Annotated in this window: 21 protein-coding genes; 13 read left to right on the top strand and 8 right to left on the bottom strand. The window is 70.5% G+C overall.

The features are described from left to right. Positions 1-114: 114 nt before the first annotated feature. On the bottom strand, positions 115-1,203 hold the full coding sequence (gene ychF / locus ACZ561_RS30670) for a redox-regulated ATPase YchF (RefSeq protein WP_471001121.1): 1,089 nt from the start codon (positions 1,201-1,203) through the stop codon (positions 115-117). A gap of 172 nt (positions 1,204-1,375) precedes the next feature. Here ychF and ACZ561_RS30665 point away from each other — a divergent pair, with 172 nt between their 5' ends. Continuing rightward, the gene (locus ACZ561_RS30665; RefSeq protein ID WP_471001118.1) at positions 1,376-1,981 is read left to right on the top strand and encodes a DUF6542 domain-containing protein; all 606 of its coding nucleotides are present in this window, start codon (positions 1,376-1,378) and stop codon (positions 1,979-1,981) included. A 297-nt stretch (positions 1,982-2,278) separates the two neighbouring features. Here the strand turns inward: ACZ561_RS30665 and ppgK are convergent, their stop codons facing one another. Together ppgK and ACZ561_RS30655 are read right to left on the bottom strand one after the other, a co-directional pair. Next, the gene (gene ppgK, locus ACZ561_RS30660) at positions 2,279-3,022 is read right to left on the bottom strand and encodes a polyphosphate--glucose phosphotransferase (RefSeq protein WP_471001115.1); all 744 of its coding nucleotides are present in this window, start codon (positions 3,020-3,022) and stop codon (positions 2,279-2,281) included. Between the two features lie 63 nt (positions 3,023-3,085). After that, positions 3,086-4,114, bottom strand: a complete 1,029-nt coding sequence (locus tag ACZ561_RS30655; protein WP_471001112.1) for a 4-hydroxy-3-methylbut-2-enyl diphosphate reductase — start codon at positions 4,112-4,114, stop codon at positions 3,086-3,088. An 81-nt stretch (positions 4,115-4,195) separates the two neighbouring features. Between ACZ561_RS30655 and ACZ561_RS30650 the strand changes: the two genes are divergently transcribed. The 4 genes from ACZ561_RS30650 (at position 4,196) to ACZ561_RS30635 (ending at position 7,879) form a co-directional block, all read left to right on the top strand. Then, positions 4,196-5,539, top strand: a complete 1,344-nt coding sequence (locus tag ACZ561_RS30650) for an APC family permease (RefSeq protein WP_471001109.1) — start codon at positions 4,196-4,198, stop codon at positions 5,537-5,539. Between the two features lie 111 nt (positions 5,540-5,650). Continuing rightward, positions 5,651-6,871, top strand: a complete 1,221-nt coding sequence (gene xseA / locus ACZ561_RS30645; protein WP_471001106.1) for an exodeoxyribonuclease VII large subunit — start codon at positions 5,651-5,653, stop codon at positions 6,869-6,871. Positions 6,872-6,881: 10 nt separating this feature from the next. Then, positions 6,882-7,115, top strand: coding sequence for an exodeoxyribonuclease VII small subunit (locus ACZ561_RS30640; RefSeq protein WP_376439613.1), 234 nt, complete (start codon positions 6,882-6,884; stop codon positions 7,113-7,115). A 173-nt stretch (positions 7,116-7,288) separates the two neighbouring features. Next, a complete protein-coding gene (locus tag ACZ561_RS30635; protein WP_471001103.1) occupies positions 7,289-7,879 on the top strand; it encodes a malonic semialdehyde reductase in 591 nt (196 codons plus the stop codon). 132 nt (positions 7,880-8,011) lie between these two features. Here the strand turns inward: ACZ561_RS30635 and ACZ561_RS30630 are convergent, their stop codons facing one another. After that, complete coding sequence (locus ACZ561_RS30630) at positions 8,012-8,545, bottom strand: DUF4245 domain-containing protein (protein ID WP_376439619.1); 534 nt, start codon at positions 8,543-8,545, stop codon at positions 8,012-8,014. Positions 8,546-8,662: 117 nt separating this feature from the next. Here ACZ561_RS30630 and glpX point away from each other — a divergent pair, with 117 nt between their 5' ends. Continuing rightward, positions 8,663-9,694, top strand: a complete 1,032-nt coding sequence (gene glpX / locus ACZ561_RS30625; protein WP_376439622.1) for a class II fructose-bisphosphatase — start codon at positions 8,663-8,665, stop codon at positions 9,692-9,694. A gap of 93 nt (positions 9,695-9,787) precedes the next feature. Here the strand turns inward: glpX and ACZ561_RS30620 are convergent, their stop codons facing one another. Both ACZ561_RS30620 and ACZ561_RS30615 read right to left on the bottom strand, forming a co-directional pair. Further along, positions 9,788-10,159, bottom strand: coding sequence for a WhiB family transcriptional regulator (locus ACZ561_RS30620; RefSeq protein ID WP_376439625.1), 372 nt, complete (start codon positions 10,157-10,159; stop codon positions 9,788-9,790). A 173-nt stretch (positions 10,160-10,332) separates the two neighbouring features. After that, on the bottom strand, positions 10,333-11,031 hold the full coding sequence (locus ACZ561_RS30615) for a DUF1707 SHOCT-like domain-containing protein (RefSeq protein WP_471001100.1): 699 nt from the start codon (positions 11,029-11,031) through the stop codon (positions 10,333-10,335). A gap of 91 nt (positions 11,032-11,122) precedes the next feature. Between ACZ561_RS30615 and ACZ561_RS30610 the strand changes: the two genes are divergently transcribed. The 4 genes from ACZ561_RS30610 to ACZ561_RS30595 all read left to right on the top strand — a co-directional run bounded on the left by ACZ561_RS30610 (position 11,123) and on the right by ACZ561_RS30595 (position 15,169). Beyond that, the gene (locus tag ACZ561_RS30610; protein WP_471001097.1) at positions 11,123-11,488 is read left to right on the top strand and encodes a DUF1304 domain-containing protein; all 366 of its coding nucleotides are present in this window, start codon (positions 11,123-11,125) and stop codon (positions 11,486-11,488) included. Beyond that, the gene (locus tag ACZ561_RS30605) at positions 11,485-12,051 is read left to right on the top strand and encodes a TetR/AcrR family transcriptional regulator (protein ID WP_471001093.1); all 567 of its coding nucleotides are present in this window, start codon (positions 11,485-11,487) and stop codon (positions 12,049-12,051) included. Before ACZ561_RS30610 ends, ACZ561_RS30605 begins: the two co-directional genes overlap by 4 nt. 143 nt (positions 12,052-12,194) lie before the next feature. Further along, positions 12,195-13,862 carry a fumarate hydratase gene (locus ACZ561_RS30600; RefSeq protein WP_471001091.1) on the top strand — a complete coding sequence of 556 codons (1,668 nt, stop codon included), beginning with the start codon at positions 12,195-12,197 and terminating at the stop codon, positions 13,860-13,862. A 680-nt stretch (positions 13,863-14,542) separates the two neighbouring features. After that, positions 14,543-15,169: a lipoprotein gene (locus ACZ561_RS30595; protein WP_471001088.1), complete on the top strand. Its 627-nt coding sequence runs from the start codon at positions 14,543-14,545 to the stop codon at positions 15,167-15,169. Between the two features lie 212 nt (positions 15,170-15,381). Here the strand turns inward: ACZ561_RS30595 and ACZ561_RS30590 are convergent, their stop codons facing one another. Next, positions 15,382-16,914 carry a ricin-type beta-trefoil lectin domain protein gene (locus tag ACZ561_RS30590; RefSeq protein WP_471001085.1) on the bottom strand — a complete coding sequence of 511 codons (1,533 nt, stop codon included), beginning with the start codon at positions 16,912-16,914 and terminating at the stop codon, positions 15,382-15,384. Between the two features lie 105 nt (positions 16,915-17,019). Between ACZ561_RS30590 and ACZ561_RS30585 the strand changes: the two genes are divergently transcribed. The 3 genes from ACZ561_RS30585 (at position 17,020) to ACZ561_RS30575 (ending at position 21,853) form a co-directional block, all read left to right on the top strand. Next, positions 17,020-18,540, top strand: coding sequence for a class II fumarate hydratase (locus ACZ561_RS30585; RefSeq protein ID WP_471001082.1), 1,521 nt, complete (start codon positions 17,020-17,022; stop codon positions 18,538-18,540). 44 nt (positions 18,541-18,584) lie between these two features. Next, positions 18,585-19,250 (top strand): cytidylyl-2-hydroxypropylphosphonate hydrolase, encoded by a 666-nt coding sequence (fomD, locus tag ACZ561_RS30580; protein ID WP_471001079.1) that lies wholly within the window; start codon positions 18,585-18,587, stop codon positions 19,248-19,250. Between the two features lie 290 nt (positions 19,251-19,540). Then, positions 19,541-21,853 carry a SpoIIE family protein phosphatase gene (locus ACZ561_RS30575; RefSeq protein ID WP_471001076.1) on the top strand — a complete coding sequence of 771 codons (2,313 nt, stop codon included), beginning with the start codon at positions 19,541-19,543 and terminating at the stop codon, positions 21,851-21,853. Between the two features lie 214 nt (positions 21,854-22,067). Here ACZ561_RS30575 and ACZ561_RS30570 read toward each other — a convergent pair whose 3' ends face one another. Beyond that, positions 22,068-24,242, bottom strand: coding sequence for a transglycosylase domain-containing protein (locus tag ACZ561_RS30570; protein WP_471001074.1), 2,175 nt, complete (start codon positions 24,240-24,242; stop codon positions 22,068-22,070). Positions 24,243-24,508 lie beyond the last annotated feature (266 nt).

Here is a 24,508-nt window from a genome sequence, read left to right as displayed (position 1 = left end):
AGAACGTCCAGCACCCATCCAGCACGGTGACGGCGAAGGGGCCGACCCCTGGAGGAGCCGACCTCTTCTGACCTGCACGCTTGACGGATCTCCTAACGTGCGATAACGGACTGATTACACATTGAAGCGGAACTCCACCACGTCGCCGTCCTGCATCACGTACTCCTTGCCCTCCATGCGGGCCTTGCCTGCCGCGCGGGCGTCGGCGACCGAGCCCGTTTCCACGAGGTCGGCGAAGGAGATGACCTCGGCCTTGATGAAGCCCTTCTGGAAGTCGGTGTGGATCACACCGGCCGCCTCCGGGGCCGTCGCGCCCTTCTTGATCGTCCAGGCGCGCGATTCCTTCGGGCCGGCCGTGAGGTACGTCTGGAGGCCGAGGGTGTCGAAGCCGACGCGGGCCAGGATCGCCAGGCCCGGCTCCTCCGCGCCCACGGACTGGAGGAGCTCCATCGCGTCCTCCTCGTCCAGCTCGGCGAGGTCCTGCTCCAGCTTGGCGTTGAGGAAGATCGCCTCCGCCGGGGCGACCAGCGCGCGCTGCTCGTCCTTGAAGGAGTCGTCGGTCAGCTCGTCCTCGTCGACGTTGAAGACGTACAGGAACGGCTTCGTGGTGAGGAGGTGCAGGTCGTGCAGGAGCTCGGCCTTGTCCGAGCCCTGGAGGATGCCCTGCGAGAAGAGCGTGTCGCCCCGCTCCAGGATCTCCTTCGCCGCCTCGACCGCCGCGACCTTCGGGGCCACGTCCTTCTTGATACGGGCTTCCTTCGCCAGCCGCGGCAGGACCTTCTCGATGGTCTGCAGGTCGGCGAGGATCAGCTCGGTGTTGATCGTCTCGATGTCGTCCTTCGGCGAGACCTTGCCGTCGACGTGCACGACGTTCTCGTCCTTGAAGGCACGGATGACCTGGCAGATCGCGTCCGACTCGCGGATGTTCGCCAGGAACTTGTTGCCCAGACCCTCACCCTCGCTCGCGCCGCGGACGATGCCCGCGATGTCCACGAAGTCGACCGTCGCCGGCAGGATCCGCTGCGAGGTGAAGATCTCCGCCAGCTTCGTCAGACGAGCGTCGGGTACACCGACGACGCCGACGTTCGGCTCGATCGTGGCGAACGGGTAGTTGGCCGCCAGGACGTCGTTCTTGGTCAGGGCGTTGAACAGGGTCGACTTGCCGACATTCGGCAGACCGACGATTCCGATCGTGAGCGACACGGTGGCGACTTCCTGGAGTACGGATGGGGGTGCGGTGGTGGGCCGATCCCCCAGTTTACGGGGGGTCCGAACCGGCCTGCGACGCCGACCTTCGGCCGATCTCGACGGCAACGTCACCCAAAGGGCGTGTCCTGTACCGTCGCTGCGCCCCTTCCCGACCTACGTTGGTGTAGTGGAGCAGCAACGGACAAGTCAGCCTCAAGGCCGCCGACGGCCCCAAACGCCTCTCACGCCGCCCGGCGCGCTGGTGGAGGGCGCCTCCGTCTACCGCGTCGCCGCCCGCCCGGGCCGCCCCGGCAGCGGCCGGGTCGAGCGGGCCGTGCCCGTACGCCGGCCCGCGCCGCCCGTCGTCGTCGCGCTGCGGCGGCTGCCCAACCCTCGGCTGACCGGCCTCGGCGCCGGACTCTTCGCCTCCGCCACCATGCTGGTGCTCGGCCTCCTCGACCAGCTGCTCCTCGACGGCTCCCCACTCGCCTACGGCCTGCTGTTCCTGCCCGTCAGCGCCCTCACCGCGCTCTGGGTCCGCACCGCCGACCTCGTCACCGCACCGATCAGCGTGCCCATCGCCTTCGCGGTCGGTGTCGTGCCGATCGCCGGCGGCACCGGGGGCTTCGGCGGGCAGGCGATGGCCGTCGTCACGGCCCTCGCCGTGCAGGCCGGGTGGCTGTACGGCGGCACCCTCGTCGCCGGTCTGATCACCTGCATCCGGAAGGTACGGCACATGGCCCGCCGCCAGCGCCTCGCGGCCCGCGCGCCCCAGAGGGTCCGCCGCCCGTAGGCCGCGGAGCCCGCAGGGGCCCGGCGATGCCCCACCGCCGCCCGTGGAGTCCCGCACGGCCCGACCACCCACCGCCGCCCGTGGAGTCCCGCACGGCCCGACCACGCGCCGCCACCCGCGGAGTCCCCGCACAGCCCCGACCGCGCACCGCCGCCCGTATACCGGGGAGACCCGCAGGCAGCCGCCGACCCGCCGTCCGTGGAGCCCCCGCCCGCCCCGACCGCGCACCGCCGCCCGTACGCCGACGTGCCCCGCCGGGGCCCGCCGCCGGCCCGCCGCCCTCAGGCGCCGAAGCCTCTACCCCGCCCGCGCCGCCATCGCCGCGCCCACGATCCCCGCGTTGTTCTCCAGCTCCGCCGGCACGATCTCCGCCTTGATGCCCTCGATCAGCGGAAGGAACTTGTCCGCCTTCCGGCTCACGCCCCCGCCGATGATGAACAGCTCCGGCGAGAACAGCATCTCCACATGGGCCAGGTACTTCTTCACCCGCCGCGTCGCCCAGTGCTCCCAGCTGAGGTCCTCGTCCTCCTTGGCCTTCGTCGACGCCCGCTTCTCCGCGTCGTGGCCCTTCAGCTCCAGATGGCCCAGCTCCGTGTTCGGCACGAGCCGGCCGTCCACGAAGAGCGCCGAGCCGATGCCCGTACCGAACGTCAGCAGGATCACCGTGCCTTTGCGGCCCCGGCCCGCGCCGAAGGTCATCTCGGCCACTCCGGCCGCGTCCGCGTCGTTCAGGATCGTCACCGGAAGCCCGCCCAGGCGTTCGCCGAGCAATCTGCCCGCGTCGACGTCGATCCAGGACTTGTCGACGTTCGCGGCGGTACGGATCGTGGAGCCCGTCACGACACCCGGGAAGGTCACCCCGACCGGGCCGGACCAGCCGAAGTTCTCGACGACCTCGACGACACATCCCGCCACACCTTCGGGTGTGGCGGGATGCGGGGTCAGTACCTTGTGGCGGGGTTCGGCGAGCTCTCCTCGCTCCAGGTCCACCGGAGCGCCCTTGATGCCCGAGCCGCCGATGTCCACTCCGAAGACGTTCATGGACCCCACGGTAAGGGCTGTGGCCGGGAGTTACTCCTTGAACGCCACCCTCGGAGGAGTGTCCTACTCCTGTACGAGCTTCGCCGCCTCGGCGCGCAGGTCCTTGTTCCGGAGCTCCTTCGGGAGCGAGAAGGTCAGCGACTCGTCGGCCGTCTTGACGATCTCCACGTCCGCGTAGCCACGCTCGGTGAGCCAGGCCAGGACCTCCTGGACGAGGACGTCCGGGACGGAGGCGCCCGACGACAGGCCGACCGAGGTGACGCCCTCCAGCCAGGCCTCGTCGATCTCGCTCGCGAAGTCGACCAGGTACGCGGCCGGCACGCCGGCCTGCTTGGCGACCTCGACCATGCGGATCGAGTTCGAGGAGTTCTTCGAGCCGACGACGATCACCAGCTCGGCCTGGCCGGCGAGCTCCTTGATGGCCAGCTGCCGGTTCTGCGTGGCGTAGCAGATGTCGTCGGACGGCGGGGAGATCAGCTGCGGGAACTTCTCCTTCAGCGCGTCCACCGTCTCCATCGTCTCGTCGACCGAGAGCGTGGTCTGGGAGAGCCAGACGACCCGCGACGGGTCGCGGACCTCGACCTTGGCCACGTCGCCGGGGCCGTCGACGAGCTGGATGTGGTCGGGGGCCTCGCCGGAGGTGCCGATGACCTCCTCGTGGCCCTCGTGACCGATCAGGAGGATGTCGAAGTCCTCCTTGGCGAACCGGACAGCCTCCTTGTGCACCTTCGTGACCAGCGGGCAGGTCGCGTCGATGGTCTTCAGACGACCCTCGCGGGCCTCCTCGTGCACGGTCGGGGCCACGCCGTGCGCGGAGAACATCACGATGTTGCCCGGCGGCACCTCGGTCGCCTGGTCGACGAAGATCGCGCCCTTCCGCTCCAGGGTCTGGACGACGTACTTGTTGTGGACGATCTCGTGGCGTACGTAGATCGGCGCCCCGTACTGCTCCAGGGCCTTCTCCACGGCGATCACGGCACGGTCCACGCCCGCGCAGTAGCCGCGGGGAGCGGCGAGCAGGACACGCTTCGGGCGGTTCGTCGTGGTCGCGGTCTCGGGCGTCGACGCGGGCGTAGCAGTCATGCGTCCCATCGTAAGGCCGCCTGATACCACGGTCGGCTACGGCCGCGTCGGTACGGCAACTGATCCGGACCGTGGCCGAGACTTGGGCGCATGGCCGAGGAAGCACAGGTGGCGGGGCACACCGGACTGCGGCGGACCCTCGGGTTCCGCGACCTTGTCGTCTACGGGCTGCTCTTCATCGCACCCATGGCTCCTGTCGGCGTCTTCGGCACTCTCGACGCCAAATCACACGGCGCGGTGGCGCTCGTGTACGTCGTCGCCACGGTCGCGATGGCGTTCACCGCTTTCAGCTACGCGCAGATGGTGCGGGTCGCCCCGTTCGCGGGCTCCGTCTTCACGTACGCGCGCAAGGGCCTGGGTGAGGGGCCGGGGTTCATCGCCGGGTGGATGGCGATGCTCGACTACCTGCTGATCCCGGCCGTGGCCTACCTCTTCGCGGGCATCGCGATGGAGGCGCTGGTCCCGGAGGTGGACCGGTGGGTGTGGACCGCGATCGCGGTGGTGGTCACGACGCTGCTCAACCTCTGGGGGGTACGGGCGGCCGCCCGGGTCGGCTTCGCGGTGCTCGCCATGGAGATCGTGGTGCTGCTGATCTTCGTGGTGTCGTCGGTGGTCGTTCTCGTCCAGGACGGGGCGCGGCGCGACTGGTGGTCGCCCCTGGGCGGGGACGGGACGTTCTCGACGGCGGCCGTGGTGGGCGCGGTGTCGGTCGCCGTGCTCTCGTACCTGGGCTTCGACGCGATCGCCTCGTTCGCGGAGGAGGTCACCGGAGGGTCGGAGAAGGTGGCGCGGGCGGTGCTGTTCTGCCTGGCGCTGGCGGGCGTGCTCTTCGTGGCCCAGACGTACCTGGTAGCGCTCCTCGAACCGCTGTCGTCGGCGGAGCTCGCGGCCGATCCGGGGAAGCAGGGGTCCGCCTTCTACGACGCGGTGGACGTGTCCGTGGGTACCTGGCTGCACGACCTGGTGGCGGCGTCGAAGGCGATCGGCGCGGCGTTCGCGGCGCTCGCCGGGCAGGCGGCGGCCGGCCGACTGCTCTTCGCGATGGCCCGGGAGCGACGGCTTCCGCATCTGCTGGCCCGTACCGACTCGGGCGTACCGCGGGTGGCGCTGCTCCTCGCCGCGGCGGTGACGATGGTGGCGGCGGTGTGGGCGGCCCAACGGGACGACGGGCTCGACCACCTGGTCTCCGTCGTCGACGTCGGAGCCCTGACGGCCTTCGTACTGCTGCACGCGAGCGTGGTGGGGTGGTTCGCGGTGCGCCGGATGGAGGGGCCGCCGCACTGGCTGTGGCACGTGGTGATGCCGGTGGTGGGCGCGGCGATCCTGATCGCCGTGATCGTGGAGGCGTCGGTGTCGGCACAGCTGGTGGGCGTGATCTGGCTGGGGGTGGGGATGGTGGTGCTCGCCCTGCAGGGGACGACGCGGGTGCCGTGACCCCCTGGGTCGTGCCCCCCTCCCCCAGACTCCGTCCGGGGGTGCCCCCACCGCCCTTGCGGAACGTATGCCCACAACGGAGTGTCCGCGTCCGCCGCTAGTCTCGGCCGCATGGGTCTCAATACGTCCGCCGAAGCGCCGCTGCCCGTCGGGGAGGTCTCCCGGCTGATCGGGGGGTGGATCGACCGGCTAGGTGCCGTGTGGGTCGAGGGTCAGATCACGCAGTTGTCCCGGCGGCCCGGGGCCGGGGTCGTCTTCCTGACGCTGCGGGATCCCTCGTACGACATCTCCATCGGCGTGACCTGCTACCGCCAGGTCTTCGACGCCGTCGCCGACGTCGTCTCCGAGGGTGCCCGCGTCGTCGTGCACGCGAAGCCCGAGTGGTACGCGCCGCGCGGGCAGCTGTCCCTGCGGGCCGTGGAGATCAAGCCGGTCGGCATCGGGGAGCTGCTGGCCCGACTGGAGCAGCTGAAGCGGAGCCTGGGCGCCGAGGGGCTCTTCGCACTCGACCGCAAGAAGCCTCTGCCGTTCCTCCCCCAGCTCGTCGGCCTCGTCGTCGGCCGCGCCTCCGCCGCCGAGCGGGACGTCCTGGAGAACGCGCGGCGCCGCTGGCCCGCCGTCCGCTTCGAGGTCCGTAACGTCGCCGTGCAGGGCGTGAAGGCCGTGCCCCAGGTCGTCCAGGCCGTGAAGGAGCTGGACGCGCACGACGGGGTCGACGTGATCATCGTGGCGCGGGGCGGCGGCAGCGTGGAGGACCTGCTGCCGTTCTCGGACGAGCAGCTGATCCGGGCGGTCGCCGACTGCCGTACACCGGTGGTCTCCGCGATCGGCCACGAGCCGGACTCGCCGCTGCTCGACCTCGTCGCCGACCTGCGCGCCTCCACGCCGACCGACGCCGCCAAGAAGGTGGTACCGGACGTCGGCGAGGAGCTGGACCGGGTGCAGGGTCTGCGGGACCGGGCGCTGCGGAGCGTACAGGGGCTGCTCGACCGGGAGGAGCGTGGGCTCGCGCACGCGCTGGCGCGGCCCGTCATGGAGCATCCGCAGCGGATGGTGGAGCTGCGCGAGGACGAGCTCGACGCGCTGCTCGCCCGCAGCCGGCGGACGCTCGGGCATCTGCTCGACCGGGCCGACTCGGAGCTGTCGCACACCCGGGCGCGGGTCAGGGCCCTGTCGCCCGCCGCGACGATGGAGCGTGGGTACGCCGTGCTTCAGCGGGCGGACGGATCGGTCGTGCGCTCCCCGGAGGAGGTCGCGGTGGACGAGGAGCTGCGGGCCAGGGTCGCTGCGGGCGAGTTCGCGGTGCGGCGCGTTGTCGGACCGGACGCATAGGGTGGTTTCCATGGCAGCCACCACGGAAGAGGCGCTCGGTTACGAGCAGGCACGCGACGAGCTGATCGAGGTCGTTCGGCGTCTGGAGACGGGCGGAACGACCCTGGAGGAGTCGCTCGCGCTCTGGGAGCGTGGAGAGGAATTGGCCAAGGTCTGTCGGCGTTGGCTGGAAGGCGCTCGGGCACGGCTCGACGCCGCGATGTCCTCTTCCGAGGGCGACGAGGCCGAGGACGCCGCCGAGTAGCGGCTTTCGAGGCAGCGGCTTCGGAAGCCCGCAGCCTCGGAGATCCGGCGGCTACGGACACCACGACGCTGTGAAGCGGATCACTATCCGCATAGATTAGTTGAAAGTTAACCAATCGGCGTCGTACGGTGACGACATCGCCAGACCCCGCAGCAGTTCGGAAGGTACGCAGCATGTCCCTCGCTCTTGACCCCGCCGCCCAGGACCTCCTCTTCCGTGAGGCCCGCACCGCCAACACCTTCACCGACGAGCCGGTGACCGACGAGCAGGTCCAGGCGATCTACGACCTGGTGAAGTACGGCCCCACCGCCTTCAACCAGAGCCCGCTGCGCATCACCCTGGTCCGCTCCCCCGAGGCCCGCGAGCGACTGGTCAAGCACATGGCCGAGGGCAACCAGCCCAAGACCTCCGCCGCCCCGCTGGTCGCGATCCTCTCCGCCGACAACGAGTTCCACGAGGAGCTCCCGGCCCTGCTCCCGCACTTCCCGCAGGCCAAGGACATGTTCTTCGCCGAGCGCCCGGTCCGCGAGAGCGCCGCGCTCCTGAACTCCGCCCTCCAGGCCGCCTACTTCATCATCGGCGTCCGCGCCGCCGGCCTCGCCGCAGGCCCGATGACCGGCCTCGACTTCGCCGGCGTCCAGAAGGAGTTCCTGGACGACGACCACACCCCGCTGATGGTCATCAACATCGGCAAGCCCGGCGAGGACGCCTGGTTCCCCCGCTCCCCTCGCCTGGACTTCGACGAGGTCGTCACCACCGTCTGACCCGTACGGCATACGACGGAACCCCCGGACTCCATGAGTCCGGGGGTTCTCGCGTATCCGGGCCTGGCCGGCCGCCCAGGTCGACGCCATCGAGCGGGCGTCCGCCGCGAGGCTCGTTTCCGAGCCGCGCGCCTACGCCTTCTTCGACTGCAGCGCGCCCGCCATCTCGGCCAGCCGCTCGAAGGAGGCCGTCCCGGTCACCACCGTCGTGGCGCCGCCTTCCGTGCGGACCAGGGCGTCGTACTTCGGCCCCTCCCAGCGCTGCCAGACCTGACCGGCGACCGTCTGGGTCTTTCCGGAGTTCTCGGCCTGCTGGGTGACGTCGGGCACGTACTTCTTCGGCTCCTCCGTCGACTGGTGGATCGCCACGTACTGGGTGTCCGGGGAGAGGAAGCCCAGCTGCCAGGCGTCGTGCTGCTCGCGCTTGTACGAGACCACCGTCGCCTTCCAGTCCTCGCCGAGCCCCTCGGGGGCCAGCACCGGGTACGGCGCCGCCCGCTGTGCCGTCAGGAGCTCGACCCGGTAGTCCTTCGCCTGGACCGGGTTCGCGTCCTCGTCGTGCGGGATGAAGAGATACATCACGCCCGCGGCGACCATGATCACGCCGAGGGACTGGAACATCCCGCGTACCGTCTGCCTGCCTCGCATACCTGCCACGCCCCCCATGGTCGCATCATGGTGTTGTGCTCATACGTGGGCCCCTCTGCTCAATTTGTCGACGTACCGATAGAGTCGCAGCACCCTCTTTATTCCGGCCGTCGCCGTACAGAAAGGTGCGCTCCGATGACCGAGCATTCCCTGCCGTCCGAGCTCGAGGTCTCCCCCGAGGCCCCTGACCGCAACCTCGCCCTGGAGCTCGTCCGGGTGACCGAGGCCGCCGCCATGGCAGCCGGCCGCTGGGTCGGGCGCGGTGACAAGATCGGCGCGGACGGCGCCGCGGTCAATGCGATGCGGACTCTGATCTCGACCGTCTCGATGAACGGCGTCGTCGTCATCGGCGAGGGCGAGAAGGACGAAGCCCCCATGCTGTTCAACGGCGAGCGGGTCGGTGACGGGACCGGCGCCGAGGTGGACATCGCCGTCGACCCGATCGACGGCACCACCCTGAACGCCAAGGGCATGCCGAACGCGATCGCCGTCCTGGCCGCCGCCGACCGCGGCACCATGTTCGACCCGTCCGCGGTCTTCTACATGGACAAGCTGGTCACCGGCCCCGAGGCCGCCGACTTCGTCGACATCAACGCGCCCGTCTCGGTCAACATCCGCCGGGTCGCCAAGGCCAAGAACATGTCCCCCGAGGACGTCACGGTCGTGATCCTTGACCGCCCGCGCCACGAGGGCATCGTCAAGGAGATCCGCGAGACCGGCGCCCGGATCAAGTTCATCACCGACGGCGACGTCGCCGGCTCGATCATGGCCGTCCGCGAAGGCACCGGCGTGGACCTGCTCCTCGGCATCGGCGGCACGCCCGAGGGCATCATCTCGGCCTGCGCCATAAAGTGCCTGGGCGGTGTCATCCAGGGCAAGCTGTGGCCCAAGGACGAGGCCGAGCGCCAGAAGGCGATCGACGCGGGGCACGACCTGGACCGTGTGCTCTCCACGAACGACCTGGTCAGCGGCGAGAACGTGTTCTTCGTCGCCACCGGCATCACGGACGGCGAGCTGCTGCGCGGCGTCCGCTACCGCTCGGAGACCGCGACCACCTCGTCGCTGGTGATGCGGTCCAAGTCCGGCACGATCCGGCAGATCGACTCCACGCACCGGCTGTCGAAGCTGCGCGCGTACAGCAAGATCGACTTCGACCGGGCGAAGTAACCCCGGAGCGAGCGGCAGCGGTACGAAGAGGGGCGCCCCCATGTGCGGTGGGGGCGCCCCTTCCCGTACGGCCGGAGCCGGGACCCTGAGCCGTCAGCCCGCCGCGGCGATCCGGTCCGCCGCCGCCGTCTTCTTGAGCTCCACCTCGCGCCGCCGGCGCCGGGCGAGGACGACACGGCGCTCGGCCGCGGTCAGCCCACCCCAGACTCCGTACGGCTCCGGCTGGAGCAGCGCGTGCTCCCGGCACTCGACCATCACGGGACAGCGGGCACAGACCTGCTTGGCGGCCTCCTCACGCGACAGTCTGGCGGCGGTCGGCTCCTTGGAGGGGGCGAAGAACAGCCCGGCTTCGTCCCGGCGGCACACCGCCTCCGTGTGCCAGGGGCCGGCCTCGTCCTCCCGCGCGGGGGCGCGCTGGGGCGGCACGGCGGCGACCTGGAGGGGCTGATGCGGCAGTTGCAGCACGGTCTACTCCTGACGACGGCTTCGCGAGCGAGAGACGATGCACCAGCCCTACCCGCTGTGCGCACGCCTATGCACTGCGTGCCGCCGAGTTCCGGAGTGCGGAACGTCAGGAGCGAAATCCGGTCAGGGGCACCCGCGGAACCGGTCAGGGGCCGAGGTACTCCCAGATCGGGTCAGTGGCCGAGGTGCTTGCGGAGCCTGCCCTGGAGGTCGGTGATCCACTTGCCGCGCTTGGGCTTCGCCTCGACGTTGCCGAAGACCGAGTAGCCGTTGATCACGACGACCGGCGCCTGCGGGTCGGCGCCCTCCAGGTTCACGACCTCGAAGTTGCCGAAGATCCCGGTGCCGTTGCCGCGCAGGCTGATGTTCTCCGGGACCCGCACCTCGACGTTGCCGAAGATCGACGTGGCGTTGATGGTGGTCAGCCGCTGGGCGAAGAGCGCCTCGGTCAGGTCGATCTCGATGTTGCCGAAGAGCGCGAAGGCGTTGGTCCTGCGACCCACCCGCCAGCGCCCCTTGCGGGTGGTGCTGGAGAAGACGGCGACCAGGTTGTCCGCGGGTCCCGAGTCGTCGTCGGGGCCGTACGAGTAGGACCGCTCGGGCTCCCGACGGGCGCCGGTGCCGGCCGGGAGGTCACGGACGATGGGCTCGAGCTCACCGACGGTCTTGGCGCGGTAGACCGCGTCGATCCGCTCCGAGTGCTCCTCGGGGTCGAGCCGCCCCTCGGCCAGGGCGTCGCGGAGGATGTCCGCGATCCGGTCCCGGTCGGCGTCCGAGGCACGCAGGGAGTCCCCCGGAGCGGCGGGAGCCGGCGGAGCGGGAGCCGGCTCGGCGGGAGCGACCGGCTGCTGGGGCTGCTTTTCGAGGTCCACGACGCCAGCGTAGCGAAACGCGATAGATCGCGACTAGGGGGCACGACGGGGAGTCGCCACTCCTGGACATGTGTCCATGTACTCTGGACACATGTCCAGCATCCTTGCGCACGTCGCCGTCGGCCTGGTCGCCGCCCTGCACGCCTACATCCTGGTCCTGGAGATGTTCCTCTGGGAGCGCCGTCCCGGCCGCGAACTGTCCGGTTTCGACGCCACCATGGCCCGCGCGACCGCGCCCCTTGCCGCCAACCAGGGCCTGTACAACGGCTTCCTCTCCGCCGGTCTGGTGTGGGGTCTGATCGCCGACGACCCCACCGGGTACCGGGTCCAGATCTTCTTCCTCTCCTGCGTCGTGATCGCCGGGGTGTACGGAGGCCTCACCGCCAACCGCCGGATCCTGCTCGCCCAGGCCCTGCCCGGGGCCCTCGCCCTCGCCGCCGTACTGTGGGCGGGGTGACCAGCCCGACCACCGACCCCCGAGCCGCCCGGACCCGCGCCAAGCTGCGCGCCGCCCTCCTGGCGGAGTGCGCCGAACGCCCCCTCGACGAGGTCGGCGTCGCCTCGCTGGTCCGCCGGGCCGGAATCGGCCGGGCCACGTTCTATCTGCACTACACCGACCTCCAGGCCCTCGCCGTCGACGCCTGCGCCGATGTCGTACGGGAAGCGGTCGACGCCCTGCACGCCTGGCGCGGCACGCCCGCCCCGGACTCCCCGCCGGCCGCCCTGCCCGCCTTCTTCGCCGAAGTCGCCCCGCACGCCCCGCTCTACCGGAGCCTGCTGCGACCCGGGGGCGGCGGCCCGCTCGGCGAACTGCTCCACCGGGAGCTCCGCGCCTACAGCCGCCGCGAGCGCGAGCTGGCCGGGGCGCCCGAGCCCGATCTCGTGGCATCGGCGGTGGCCGCGACCTTCGCCGGCCTGCTGGCGGACTGGCTGCACGGCCTGATCGAAGCGACGCCGGAGGAGATCGCGGCCCGCACCTGGCGCCTGCTGATCGCCCTGCACCGCACCCCACTGGGGTGAAGGGCGTACTCCACATCGGCAGGGTCCGCGTTCCAAGTGAGCCTTACCTCACAGGATCGGGCCCCGGCCCGCGCTCTACGCTGGAAGGCGCGCCGCCAATGGAGGTGGCGCTGCTGTCTGCCGAGTGAGGAATGGCTGCCGTCATGCCAGAGTTTGCGTACTCCGATCTGCTCCCGCTGGGAGAGGACACCACGCCCTACCGCCTGGTGACCTCCGAAGGTGTCTCCACCTTCGAGGCCGACGGCCGTACGTTCCTCAAGGTCGACCCGGAGGCGCTGCGCCAGCTGGCCGCCGAGGCGATCCACGACATCCAGCACTACCTGCGCCCGGCCCACCTGGCCCAGCTGCGCCGGATCATCGACGACCCGGAGGCGTCGAGCAACGACAAGTTCGTGGCGCTCGACCTCCTCAAGAACGCGAACATCGCCGCCGCGGGCGTCCTCCCGATGTGCCAGGACACCGGCACCGCGATCGTCATGGGCAAGCGCGGCCAGAACGTGCTCACCCAGGGCGGCGACGAGGAAGCCCTGTCGCGCGGCATCTACGACGCGTACACCAAGCTCAACCTGCGGTACTCGCAGATGGCCCCGCTGACCATGTGGGAGGAGAAGAACACCGGCTCGAACCTGCCCGCGCAGATCGAGCTGTACGCGACGGACGGCGGCGCGTACAAGTTCCTCTTCATGGCCAAGGGCGGCGGCTCCGCCAACAAGTCCTTCCTCTACCAGGAGACGAAGGCCGTGCTCAACGAGGCGAGCATGATGAAGTTCCTGGAGGAGAAGATCCGCTCGCTCGGCACGGCCGCCTGCCCGCCGTACCACCTGGCGATCGTCGTCGGCGGCACGTCGGCCGAGTTCGCGCTGAAGACCGCGAAGTACGCCTCCGCGCACTACCTGGACGAGCTGCCGGCCGAGGGCTCCGAGCTCGGCCACGGCTTCCGGGACAAGGAGCTGGAGGACAAGGTCTTCGAGCTGACGCAGAAGATCGGCATCGGCGCGCAGTTCGGCGGCAAGTACTTCTGCCACGACGTCCGCGTCGTCCGTCTGCCCCGCCACGGCGCCTCGCTGCCCGTCGCCATCGCCGTCTCCTGCTCGGCCGACCGCCAGGCCGTCGCGAAGATCACCTCCGAGGGCGTCTTCCTTGAGCAGCTGGAGACCGACCCGGCCCGCTTCCTGCCGGAGACGACGGACGAGCACCTCGACGAGTCCTCCGACGTCGTCAAGATCGACCTCAACCAGCCGATGGACGAGATCCTCGCCGAGCTCACGAAGTACCCGGTCAAGACCCGCCTCTCGCTGACGGGCCCGCTGGTCGTGGCGCGCGACATCGCGCACGCCAAGATCAAGGAGCGGCTGGACGCCGGCGAGGAGATGCCGCAGTACCTGAAGGACCACCCGGTCTACTACGCCGGCCCGGCGAAGACCCCCGAGGGGTACGCCTCCGGCTCCTTCGGCCCGACGACGGCAGGCCGGATGGACTCGTACGTCGAGCAGTTCCAGGCGGCGGGCGGATCGAAGGTCATGCTGGCCAAGGGCAACCGCTCGAAGCAGGTCACGGACGCGTGCGGCGGCCACGGCGGCTTCTACCTCGGCTCGATCGGCGGCCCGGCCGCGCGTCTCGCGCAGGACTGCATCAAGAAGGTCGAGGTCGTCGAGTACGAGGAGCTCGGCATGGAGGCGGTCTGGAAGATCGAGGTCGAGGACTTCCCGGCGTTCATCGTCGTGGACGACAAGGGCAACGACTTCTTCCAGAACCCGGCTCCGGAGCCGACGTTCACCCACATCCCGGTGCGGGGACCGGGCCTGGGCTAGGCGAATGGGGCCCACGGGTCCCAACCGGCTGTCCGGGCGGCACGACCGTCCGGACAGCCACCCTTTCATCGCCCTGTGGGTCGCCGAAGGAGCGGAAGCCCAGGCAATCGCACGCCCACCGGCCCACGCCTCCGGCCCGCGTACGTACCCGCCCCGTACTGTCGGTAACTTCCCGGATAAGGCCTCTCGGGGCCCGCAGAGGGCGAGTTGTGGAGCCTTAGGGTCACGCACACCGATCAACCCACCGGCAGCGACCAGCGGGGCATGAATCCGAGCCGACCGACGGCCGCAGCACGCTGAGCGCCGCCGGGCCACCCCATTCAACTGCCGCGCAATCCCGCCGATCCCCGCCCAGGACCGAGGGAGTCGTCGCGTGGCCACGCCCCCGGGCCGCCCTCCGAGTGTGAAAAGGCGACCGGAGGCGGTGCGTCAAGGGTGAAGCGAAGCGCAATCGGCGAAGCCGACGCGACCGCAGGGAGCGCCCTTGACGCACCGCCTCCGGTCGCCACACTCGGAACGAGGGCGGCCGAACCAGAAGCCCGCAAGAACGCCCACACCAGGCCCCTCAGAAACCCGAAGCCAGCGCCCCCCAGGGCAACGCGTAAGCCGGATCGGGCGTCGGAGATCATGTCCGCATGTCAGTGATGAATCCCCGAGACGAACAGGCTGGACGGACCCGCGTGAGACCTCCGATACGGGTACGGACCCTGGTCCCCGCCCTCGCCGCGCTCGCGGCCGCCGGGCTGCTGACCGGCTGCCTGGGTACCGAGCCGGCCCCCGACAAGCCGACCGACAAGACGGCCGCCACGCCCGGGGCGAAGGGCGCCGGATCCCTCGGCGCCCCCGGCACCGCCTGCGCGCTGCCCGTGTCCTTCGCGCTCGCCGAGAACTGGAAGCCCAAGGCCGTCACCGTCTCCGACGACGAGATCTCCGCCGCCCTCGGCAAGCAGGGCCCCGCCACGATGGTCTGCGAGGTCGACGCGAAGCCGGCCGGCAACATCGGCTTCCTGCGCGTCTGGAGCGCCGGCAAGGGCCCCGCCCACGCGGCGCTCGAAGGGTTCGTGAAGGCCGAGAAGAACGCCTCCAAGGTCGTCTACAACGAGATCGCGGCCGGCGGGATGCCCGCCACCGAGGTGACGTACACGGTCTACAACAAGATCATGGAGGAGTCCAAGGAGGAGCGCGCCTTCGCCCTCTCCACCCCCAAGGGCACCGTGATCATCCACCTGGGCGGACTCGACACCCAGGAGCACCGGGAGATGCTTCCCGCGTACGAGCTGGCCCGCTCGAGCGTCAAGGCGCTCTGAGAGCAGCGCTCAGGCCCAAACCTCGAACCCGAACCTCGAACCCCGAACCCGCAGGCCCTCAACGCTCAACGCTCAACGCTCAAACCCCAACGCCATGGCCCCCGCCCACACCAGGCAGGCGGGGGCCATAACCGCGCCCCGAAGGCCCGAAGGCCTGAAGGCCCGCGAGGGCACCGGAAGGCCCGAAGGCCCGCGAAGACCCCCGAAGACCGCTAAACGAACCGCTGCCCCGCCGACCCGTCGCAGCTCTGCAGCCGGATCGGCTGGCGCGCCGCCGACTGCGTCAGGCACAGGCCCGTCGCCGCCGCCGGCCTGATCGTCGCCCCGTCACGTACGAACTTCTGGTTCGCCGTACCCGAGCAGTTCCAGACGATCACCCCCGTACCCGCCTGGTACTTGGCGGCCGGCACGTCCAGGCACCGGTCCTGGGTCAGCTCCGTGTGGACGGTCTGGCGTGCGGGGTCGTACCACCAGCCCTGGTTACGGCCGCCGTGGCAGTCCCAGCCGAGCACGGCGGTGCCGTTCTTCGACGTGGCCGCGTCGACGTCCACGCAGTTCCCCGTGGCCTGGTTCTTCAGCGGCTTGTAGGCGTCGTCCCAGGCGTACGGGACGAGGGTCGGGGTTCCCGACGAGTTCACGTCCGCGCAACTGGCCTCCCGCAGCCCCGAGTTGTAGATCTGCGTCAGACAGGACGCAAAGGCCGCGTGGCCGCGCGCGTTGGGATGGAAGGACTGCCGGACGGAGTTCTCGTCCGGGGTTCCGGGCTTGGAGAGGTCGATGTACAGGCCCCGGGCCCAGGGGTCCTCCATGCAGACCTCGTGGCCGTGGAAGAGCCGCGAGTTGTCGAGGTAGGTCGCCCCGGTACTGGCCGCCGCCCTGCGCATCCCGCGCTCGAATGCGGGCACCGCGGTGTTGCGGCCCCAGACGGTGTCGGAGTCGTAGCCGAGGCCGCCGCAGGCGAGCTTGCCGGGGAAGTTCGGGTTGTCGTGGAAGTCCGGGCCTATGGGGCTCGGGTAGCCCATGACGACGAGCTTGTAGTCGCCGTCGGCGTATCCGGCGTCGCGCATCACGGTCTTCAGGTCGCGCACGGTCTGCTCGACCTTGGGGACGAGTCCGTCGACGCGGGCCTGCCAGCCGGGGGCGTACTTGGGCTCGCAGGCGCCCTGCAGGGTCAGGTACCGCGTGACGCAGTCCGTCATCACCGGGCCGAACTGCAGGTCGTCGTTGGCGCCCGCCACCAGCAGCACCATCTTGATGCGGGTGTTGCGGGCCTTGATGGCGAGGTTGTCGCTCTGGACGAGTTCGTCGGCGTACTGCTTCGATCCGCCGATCCTGATGTTGCCGCTGTAGGCGCCGGAGCAGGACACGTTGAACGTGAGGTCCGCGGGGATTCCGGTGCGGTGGACGGCGGCGTCGGGTGAGCGGTGGCACCAGTTGGTCGGCCCGTTGGTCGGCGGCTCGTAGGTGCCGACGCCCTCGCCGGAGATCTCGCTGTCGCCGAGCGAGATCAGGCCGGTCTTGCGCTGGGCGAGCGGTCGTTCCTCGGGGCTGCCGTAGATCTTGGTGGCCTCGGTCGCCCGGATGGCCTCCAGCTCGGGCGAGAGGGGTACGGACGCCGCCGTACGGGTGCCCGTTCCGGTGTCGGCCGCGCCGGCGGGGGCTGCGGCTGCCATGGTGCCGAGGGCCGCGGCGGCCGCGGCCGTGGCCGCGATCGTCCAGCGGAGTCTGTACCTGGTGCGCCTCATTGCGCCTCCTGGAAGTGGGGTTACCCACGGTTTCTACTGGCCGGTACCCGCAATGGGAATAGCCGGAACAAGACAAGTGCTCAACTTTGTATGGAGGTTGACGACATGACCGACACCAGCGGCGGCACGGCCGGCACCACACCCGGCGCCAGGAACAACGACAAGAGCGAGGCCTCACCCGACGCCTCGACCGCGCCCTCGACCGACACCCCACCCGCCCCCTCACCCGACGCGTACCGCATCGAGCACGACTCGATGGGCGAGGTGCGCGTCCCCCGGCACGCCAAGTGGCGGGCGCAGACCCAGCGGGCCGTGGAGAACTTCCCCATCTCGGGGCAGCGGCTCGAACGGGCCCATATCGAGGCTCTCGCCCGAATCAAGGCCGCGGCAGCCAAGGTCAACGCCGGGCTCGGGGTGATCGACCAGGATCTCGCCGCAGCCATCCAGGAGGCGGCCACAGAGGTCGCGGAGGGCCGCTGGGACGAGCACTTCCCGGTCGACGTCTTCCAGACCGGCTCGGGCACCTCGTCCAACATGAACACCAACGAGGTCATCGCCACCCTCGCCACCGAGCGGCTGATCGGGCTCCCCGGGGGCCGGAGCGTCCACCCCAACGACCATGTGAACGCGTCCCAGTCGTCCAACGACGTCTTCCCGTCCTCGATCCACATCGCCGCCACGGCCGCCGTCACCCGCGATCTGATCCCGGCCCTCGATCATCTGGCTGAATCCTTGGAGCGGAAATCAGCCGAATTCGCGGACGTGGTGAAGTCCGGCCGTACGCATCTGATGGACGCCACACCGGTGACACTCGGACAGGAGTTCGGCGGCTACGCGGCCCAGGTCCGGTACGGGATCGAGCGGCTGCGCGCCTCGCTGCCCCGGCTCGCCGAACTCCCCCTCGGCGGTACGGCGGTGGGCACCGGCATCAACACGCCGCCCGGCTTCTCCGCCGCGGTCATCGCCGAGATCGCCGACGCGACCGGTCTGCCGCTCACCGAGGCCCGCGACCACTTCGAGGCGCAGGGCGCCCGGGACGGCCTGGTGGAGACGTCCGGGCAGCTCAGGACCATCGCCGTCGGTCTCACGAAGATCTCCAACGATCTGCGCTGGATGGCGAGCGGCCCGCGCACGGGCCTCGCCGAGATCAACCTCCCCGACCTCCAGCCGGGCTCGTCGATCATGCCGGGCAAGGTGAACCCCGTCGTCCCCGAGGCGGTCCTCATGGTCGCCGCGCAGGTGACCGGGAACGACACCACGGTGGCGGTCGCCGGCGCGGCCGGGAACTTCGAGCTCAACGTGATGCTGCCGGTGATCGCCAAGAACCTCCTGGAGTCCGTACGGCTGCTCGCCAACGCATCCCGTCTCCTCGCGGACCGGACGGTCGACGGCATCACCGCCAACGTCGAGCGGGCCCGGGAGTACGCCGAGTCCTCGCCGTCCGTCGTCACCCCGCTGAACAAGTACATCGGATACGAGGAGGCCGCGAAGGTGGCCAAGAAGTCCCTCGCGGAGCGGAAGACGATCCGGCAGGTGGTGCTCGAGTCCGGCCATGTGGAGAAGGGCGACCTCACCGTCGAACAACTCGACGAGGCGCTCGACGTGCTGCGTATGACTCATCCGTGACCTGTACCGCAGCGACGAACGGGGCCCGCCCCTAAGATCTGCGCATGACAGGATCGGGCGGCCCTCAGCACTGGGCGCCGGGGGAGCACATCCTCTGGCGCTACCGCGGCAACGGCTCCGGCGCGGTGCACATCTGCCGGCCGGTGACCGTCGTCGAGGACACCCCCGAGCTGCTCGCCGTGTGGATGGCCCCGGGCACCGAGTGCGTCAAGCCGGTGCTCGCCGACGGAACCCCCGTACACGAGGAGCCGCTCGCCACCCGGTACACCGCCCCGCGCACCACCGCCCGCGCGCGCTGGTTCGGCACGGGGGTACTGAAACTGGCCAGACCGGGGGAACCCTGGTCGGTCTGGCTGTTCTGGGATCGCGGCTGGCGCTTCCGCAGCTGGTACGTGAACCTCGAGGAGCCGCGCACCCGGTGGTCCGGCGGCATCGACTCCGAGGACCACTTCCTCGACATCTCCGTCTACCCCGACCGCAGCTGGCTGTGGCGGGACGAGGACGAGTTCGCGCAGGCCCAGCGGGCGGGGCTGATGGACGCGGCGCAGGCCGCGCGGGTGCGGACGGCGGGCCGCGCCGCGGTCGAGGTGATCGGGGCGTGGGGCGCGCCGTTCTCCGACGGATGGGAGGACTGGCGGCCCGATCCCCGGTGGACCGTGCCCGAGCTGCCCTCGGACTGGGATCGCACTCCGGCGCACACGGCACCGTGAGACCCTTGATGCGCCCCCGGGGTGCAAACGTAGGATCGTCCTCCGCAAGGCGGTGATCAACCGAACGAGGCGTCAACCACAGAGCACAGCGCAGGACCTGACCGTAAGTCATTCTTGAGGGGGAGAGCAGTGCCGGACGTGTGCCCGGGTGTGCCGACCCCTGTCGTTGCCGCTGCTCGCGGGGCATTCACATCCACCGCGTGCCAGGGGTTTATCCCCGGTGAAGGAGCGGCATCGGCGAGAAGAGCGAGTGCATCGCACCACCGGCCCGGACGGACGGAATCCCACGCGTGACGGAGCATCCCACCTCCCACGAAGGCCGGCAGCCGCTGGCTGCCCGGTCGCACGAGCGCACCCGCCCCCGCCAGGAAGCGGCCGAGGCTCCGGTGCCGGCGCAGCCCGGCGCGGCCGGTCACCGGTCCGGCTCCGCGGACGGTCGCTCCGGCGACGCCGCGGGCCCGGGCCGCGCCGGTACGGGAGCCCCCGTGCCCGCTCAGGTGCCGCCGCCCACGTCGGGCCCCGCCGGAGGCACTTCGGCCGGACATGACGGCGCGTCGGCCGAGCACGGCGGCACGACGCCCGGCCAGGCCGGCGAATCGACGGCGCACGGCGGCGGATCGGCCGGTCATGGAGCCGGTTCCGCCCCGCGCGGAGCCGGGGCCACCGCACACGGAGCCGGACCCGCCCCGCACGGAGCAGGAGCCACCGCACACGATGCCGGGGCCACCGCACAGGGAGCCGGACCCGCCCCGCACGGATCCGGAGCCACCGCACAGGGCCCCGGATCCGCCCCGCAAGGAGCCGGATCCGCCCCACAGGGCCCCGGGTCCGCCGGGCAGTCCGGAGCACCTGCCGCCGCGATGGCCGTGAACGTCGCGCCGGGAGCGGCGGCCCCGCAGGATGTGCTGGCGGCCCGGCGTGAGGGCGACCGGCTGCGGTTCGTGGGCGCGGCGACCCGGCGGATCGCGCGCGGGATAGACCTCGACGAGATCGTGCTCGGTCTCTGCCGGGCGACCGTGCCGACCTTCTCCGACGCGATCCTGGTCTATCTGCGCGATCCGCTTCCGGTGGGCGACGAGCGGCCGGTGGCGCCGTTCGTGCTGCGGCTGCGGCGCACCGACCGGCTCCGTTTAGCGGAGGTGGAGGGCGAGGAACTCGCGCTCGTCCCCGACCCCGACCCGACCCCGGCCGCCGAGCTGTGCGAGGTCCGCTCCGGCGGCGCGCTCGCCGAAGTGCTGCGCGGGGTGCGGCCGGTCTTCGGCGACTCCGCCGCCGCCCGCGCCGCGCTGCCCGAGCTGCTCGGGCCCGAGCACGTGCTGCCCGGTGGGCATCGGGCGATCCTCGCCCCGCTACGGGGCCGGCGCCGCGTCATCGGCGCCGCGGTCTTCCTGCGCAGGCCCGAGCGGCCCGGCTTCGAGCCCAACGATCTCCTGGTCGCGGCCCAGCTGGCGACCCACACCGCGCTCGGCATCGACAAGGCCGTGCTGTACGGCCGCGAGGCGTACATCGCCGACGAGCTCCAGCGCACGATGCTTCCGGACTCGCTGCCGCAGCCGACCGGTGTCCGGCTCGCCTCCCGCTATCTGCCGGCCGCCGAGACCGCCCGCGTCGGCGGCGACTGGTACGACGCGATCCCGCTGCCCGGCAGCCGCGTGGCGCTGGTCGTCGGGGACGTGATGGGTCACTCCATGACGTCTGCGGCGATCATGGGCCAGCTGCGGACCACGGCGCAGACCCTGGCCGGGCTCGACCTGCCGCCGCAGGAGGTGCTGCACCACCTGGACGAGCAGGCCCAGCGGCTCGGCCAGGACCGGATGGCGACCTGCATGTACGCGGTGTACGACCCGGTCTCGCACCGGATCACCATCGCCAACGCCGGTCATCCGCCACCGATACTGCTCCACCTCGGCGGCCGCGCGGAGGTCCTGCGCGTACCGCCGGGGGCGCCGATCGGCGTGGGCGGGGTCGACTTCGAGGCGGTGGAGCTGGACGCCCCGGCGGGCGCCACGCTGCTGCTCTACACGGACGGCCTGGTCGAGTCCCGGCTGCGTGACGTGTGGACCGGGATAGAGCAGCTGCGGGAGCGCCTCGCGGCGACGGCCCAGCTGACGGGTCCGGATCACTCGCCGCCTCTGGAGGCGCTCTGCGACGACGTCCTCGACATGCTCGGCCCGGGCGACCGGGACGACGACATCGCGCTGCTCGCGGCCCGTTTCGACGGGATCGCGCCCAGCGACGTGGCGTACTGGTTCCTGGAACCTGAGGACGCGGCCCCGGGGCGCGCCCGGCGGCTCGCGCGACGGGCGCTCGCCCGCTGGGACCTGGAGGAGCTGTCGGACTCGGTCGAGCTGCTGATCAGCGAGGTCGTGACGAACGCCGTGCGGTACGCGGAGCGGCCTGTGACCCTGCGGCTGCTGAAGACCGATGTCCTGCGCTGCGAGGTCGGCGACGACTCCCCGCAGCTGCCCCGGCAGCGCCGGGCGCGCGACACCGATGAGGGCGGGCGTGGGCTGTTCCTGGTGAACCGGCTGGCCCGGCGGTGGGGAGCGACGCGGCTCTCGGGCGGCAAGGTCGTCTGGTTCGAGCTGCCCACGCGGTTGTAGACCACGGCTCGGGGATGGAGCCACCCACGCGGTTGTAGACCACGGCTCGCGGATGGAGCCACCCACGCGGTTGCAGAACCGCACGGCTCGAGCTTCGCGCCACCCACCCGGTTGCAGAACCGCATGGCTCGAACACGGCGAAGGCCGGACCCCTCGGGGTACCGGCCTCGAACACGGCGAAGGCCGGACCCCTCGGGGTCCGGCCTTCGTCATGTCACCGCTCGGGGCGCTCGTCCCTGCCGAAGTCCGGCGGTTCGATCGTCGGACCGGTCGGGTCCGTCGTCTCGGTCGGCTGGGGCGGCACCGTGATCGTGTCCGTCGGCAGCGGCGGCGTGGTCGCCGTCGAGGTCGGCGGCGGCGTCGGGTCCGGGGAGCCGGTGGTGGGCGGCGGGGTCGACGTCGGGGCCTCGGTGGTCTGGGTCGGGGTCGGGTCCGGCTCCAGGACCGAGGAGTCCTCGGTCTCCAGGTCGAAGCGGGTGTCCGAGCCGCCGCCGAGGGCTGCGGTGGTGTAGTCGCCCCAGATCTGGGCGGGGGTCCTGCCGCCGTTGGCGCGGCCCTTATTGATCGTGTCGGTGAGGGTGACCTGGTTGCCCTTGGGGTCCTCGCCGAAGAGGCCGACGGCGGTGACCAGTTCGGGCGTGTAGCCGACGAACCAGGCGGAGCGGTTGTTCTCCGACGTACCCGTCTTGCCGGCCGCGTCGTAGTCGCCGGCCGCCCGGCTGCCGGAGCCGCTGGTGACGACTCCGGTCATGGCCTTGGTGACGGTGTCGGCGGTCTCGCGGCTGACGACCTGGTCGCCGATCGCCTTCACCGGCTCGACCTTGCGGTCCTTGTGCTCGGCGGACTTCACGATGGTCGGGGTGACCTTCACACCGTGGTTGTCGAGCGTCGCGTAGGCGCCGGCCATGTCCCAGGTGGAGGCGCCCATGGTGCCGAGCGACATCGCGGGGCTCTCACCGAAGTCCGGGCCGTCCTTGAGGCCGAGGTCGAGGGCGGTCCGCTTCACGTGTCCCGGGCCGACGTCCACGATCATCTGGGCGTAGACCGAGTTGATCGAGCTGTTGGTGGCCTTCTGGACGGTGACGGGACCGTAGTTCCTGTCGTCCTCGTTCTCCGGGGCGAAGGGGATGTCGCTGCCCACGACCGGCGTCTGGCTGTCGCCGTTGTAGATGGTGCCGAGGCCGATCTGCCGCTCGTCCTGGGTCTTGGCGTCGTTCTCGAGCGCGGAGGTGAGGACGATCGGCTTGAAGGTCGAGGCGGGCTGGTAGTCGCGGCGGGTGGCGTTCGACGTCCAGTGCTCGGTGGCGCCGATGCCTCCGTAGAGGGCGAGGACCTTGCCGGTCTTCGGGTCGACCGAGGTGGCGCCGGCCTGGACGGTGGCGTCCTTCTTGTCGCCCTTGCGGTCGAGCTTCTCCTCCAGCTGTCGGTCGACCGCCGCGACGAGGGCCTTCTGCTTCTTCTCGTCGATGTTGAGGGTGATCGTCCAGCCGCCGGCCTTGATGTCCTCGGCGCTGACGCCCTGACGCATCAGCTCCTGGTTGGCGGCCTCGACGAGGTAGCCGCGCTGGCCCTCCATGCCGGGAGCGGCCTTCTCCTTCTGCGGGACGGGGAACTTCAGCGTGGCGCGTTCCGTCGGGTCGAGCCACCCCTCCTCGACCATGTTGTCGAGGGTGTAGTTCCAGCGCTCCTCGACGAGCTTGCGGCCGGTCGGGCTGGCGGCGGTCCAGTCGTACTGGTTCGGGGCCTGGAGCAGCGAGGCGAGGTAGGCGCCCTGGGCGACGTTCAGCTTGGAGGCGTCGACGCCGTAGTACGACTGCGCCGCGGCCTGGATGCCGTAGGCGCTGCGACCGTAGAAGCTCGTGTTCATGTACCCGGCGAGGATCTCGGGCTTCCCCATTTGCTGGTCGACCTTGAGCGCGATGACCATTTCCTTGAGCTTGCGCGTCGCGGTCTGGTCCTGGCTCAGGTAGAAGTTCTTGACGTACTGCTGGGTGATGGTCGAGCCACCCTGCTTGCCCTTGCCGGTGATCGTGGACCAGGCGGCGCGGGTGGTGCCCTTGATGTCGACGCCGTTGTCCTTGTAGAAGGACTTGTTCTCAGCGGCGACGAAGGCGTTCTGGACCGGTACGGGGATCTTCTCCAGGCCCACGATCTCTCGGTTGATCTCGCCGGTCCGGGCGAGGATCTTGCCGTTGGCGTACTTGTAGACGTTGCTCTGCATGGTCGCCTGGGCGTTGGCGACCGGCACCGGGACCATCAGATAGACCACGTAGAAGGCGCCCATCACGAGAAGGCAGCCGACGAAGAACGTGCCCAGGATCTTCTTCCAGGTGAAGAGTCGGCGTATCCGCCCGCCCTTCTTCCCCTGGCTTTTGTCCGCTCGGCCCATGTGCTTCGTCGCTCCGCTCGTCGTGGTCGCAGGTCTGGTGCCCGCGCCGAATCAGCTCAGCAAGCTAACACCGCTGATGCTGACAAAGTGCACTCGATCCGGTCTTTTCCGGACGTGAGAATCAGCACCCGTCCCCGCTGGAACCGACGCTCCTGGAACCGGGATGGTTGCGCATCGTCGGCCACATCACCCGTTATCGCTGGTCACATCGCCCGATGTCGCCGAACCCGAGCAGCTATACATCGTGCGTATACACAGGGTGTAGA

The sequence above is a fragment of the Streptomyces sp. NPDC039609 genome, from assembly GCF_055596705.1.
The sequence above is the reverse complement of the archived record's forward strand: the minus strand, read 5'-3'. Positions and strand labels throughout refer to the sequence as shown.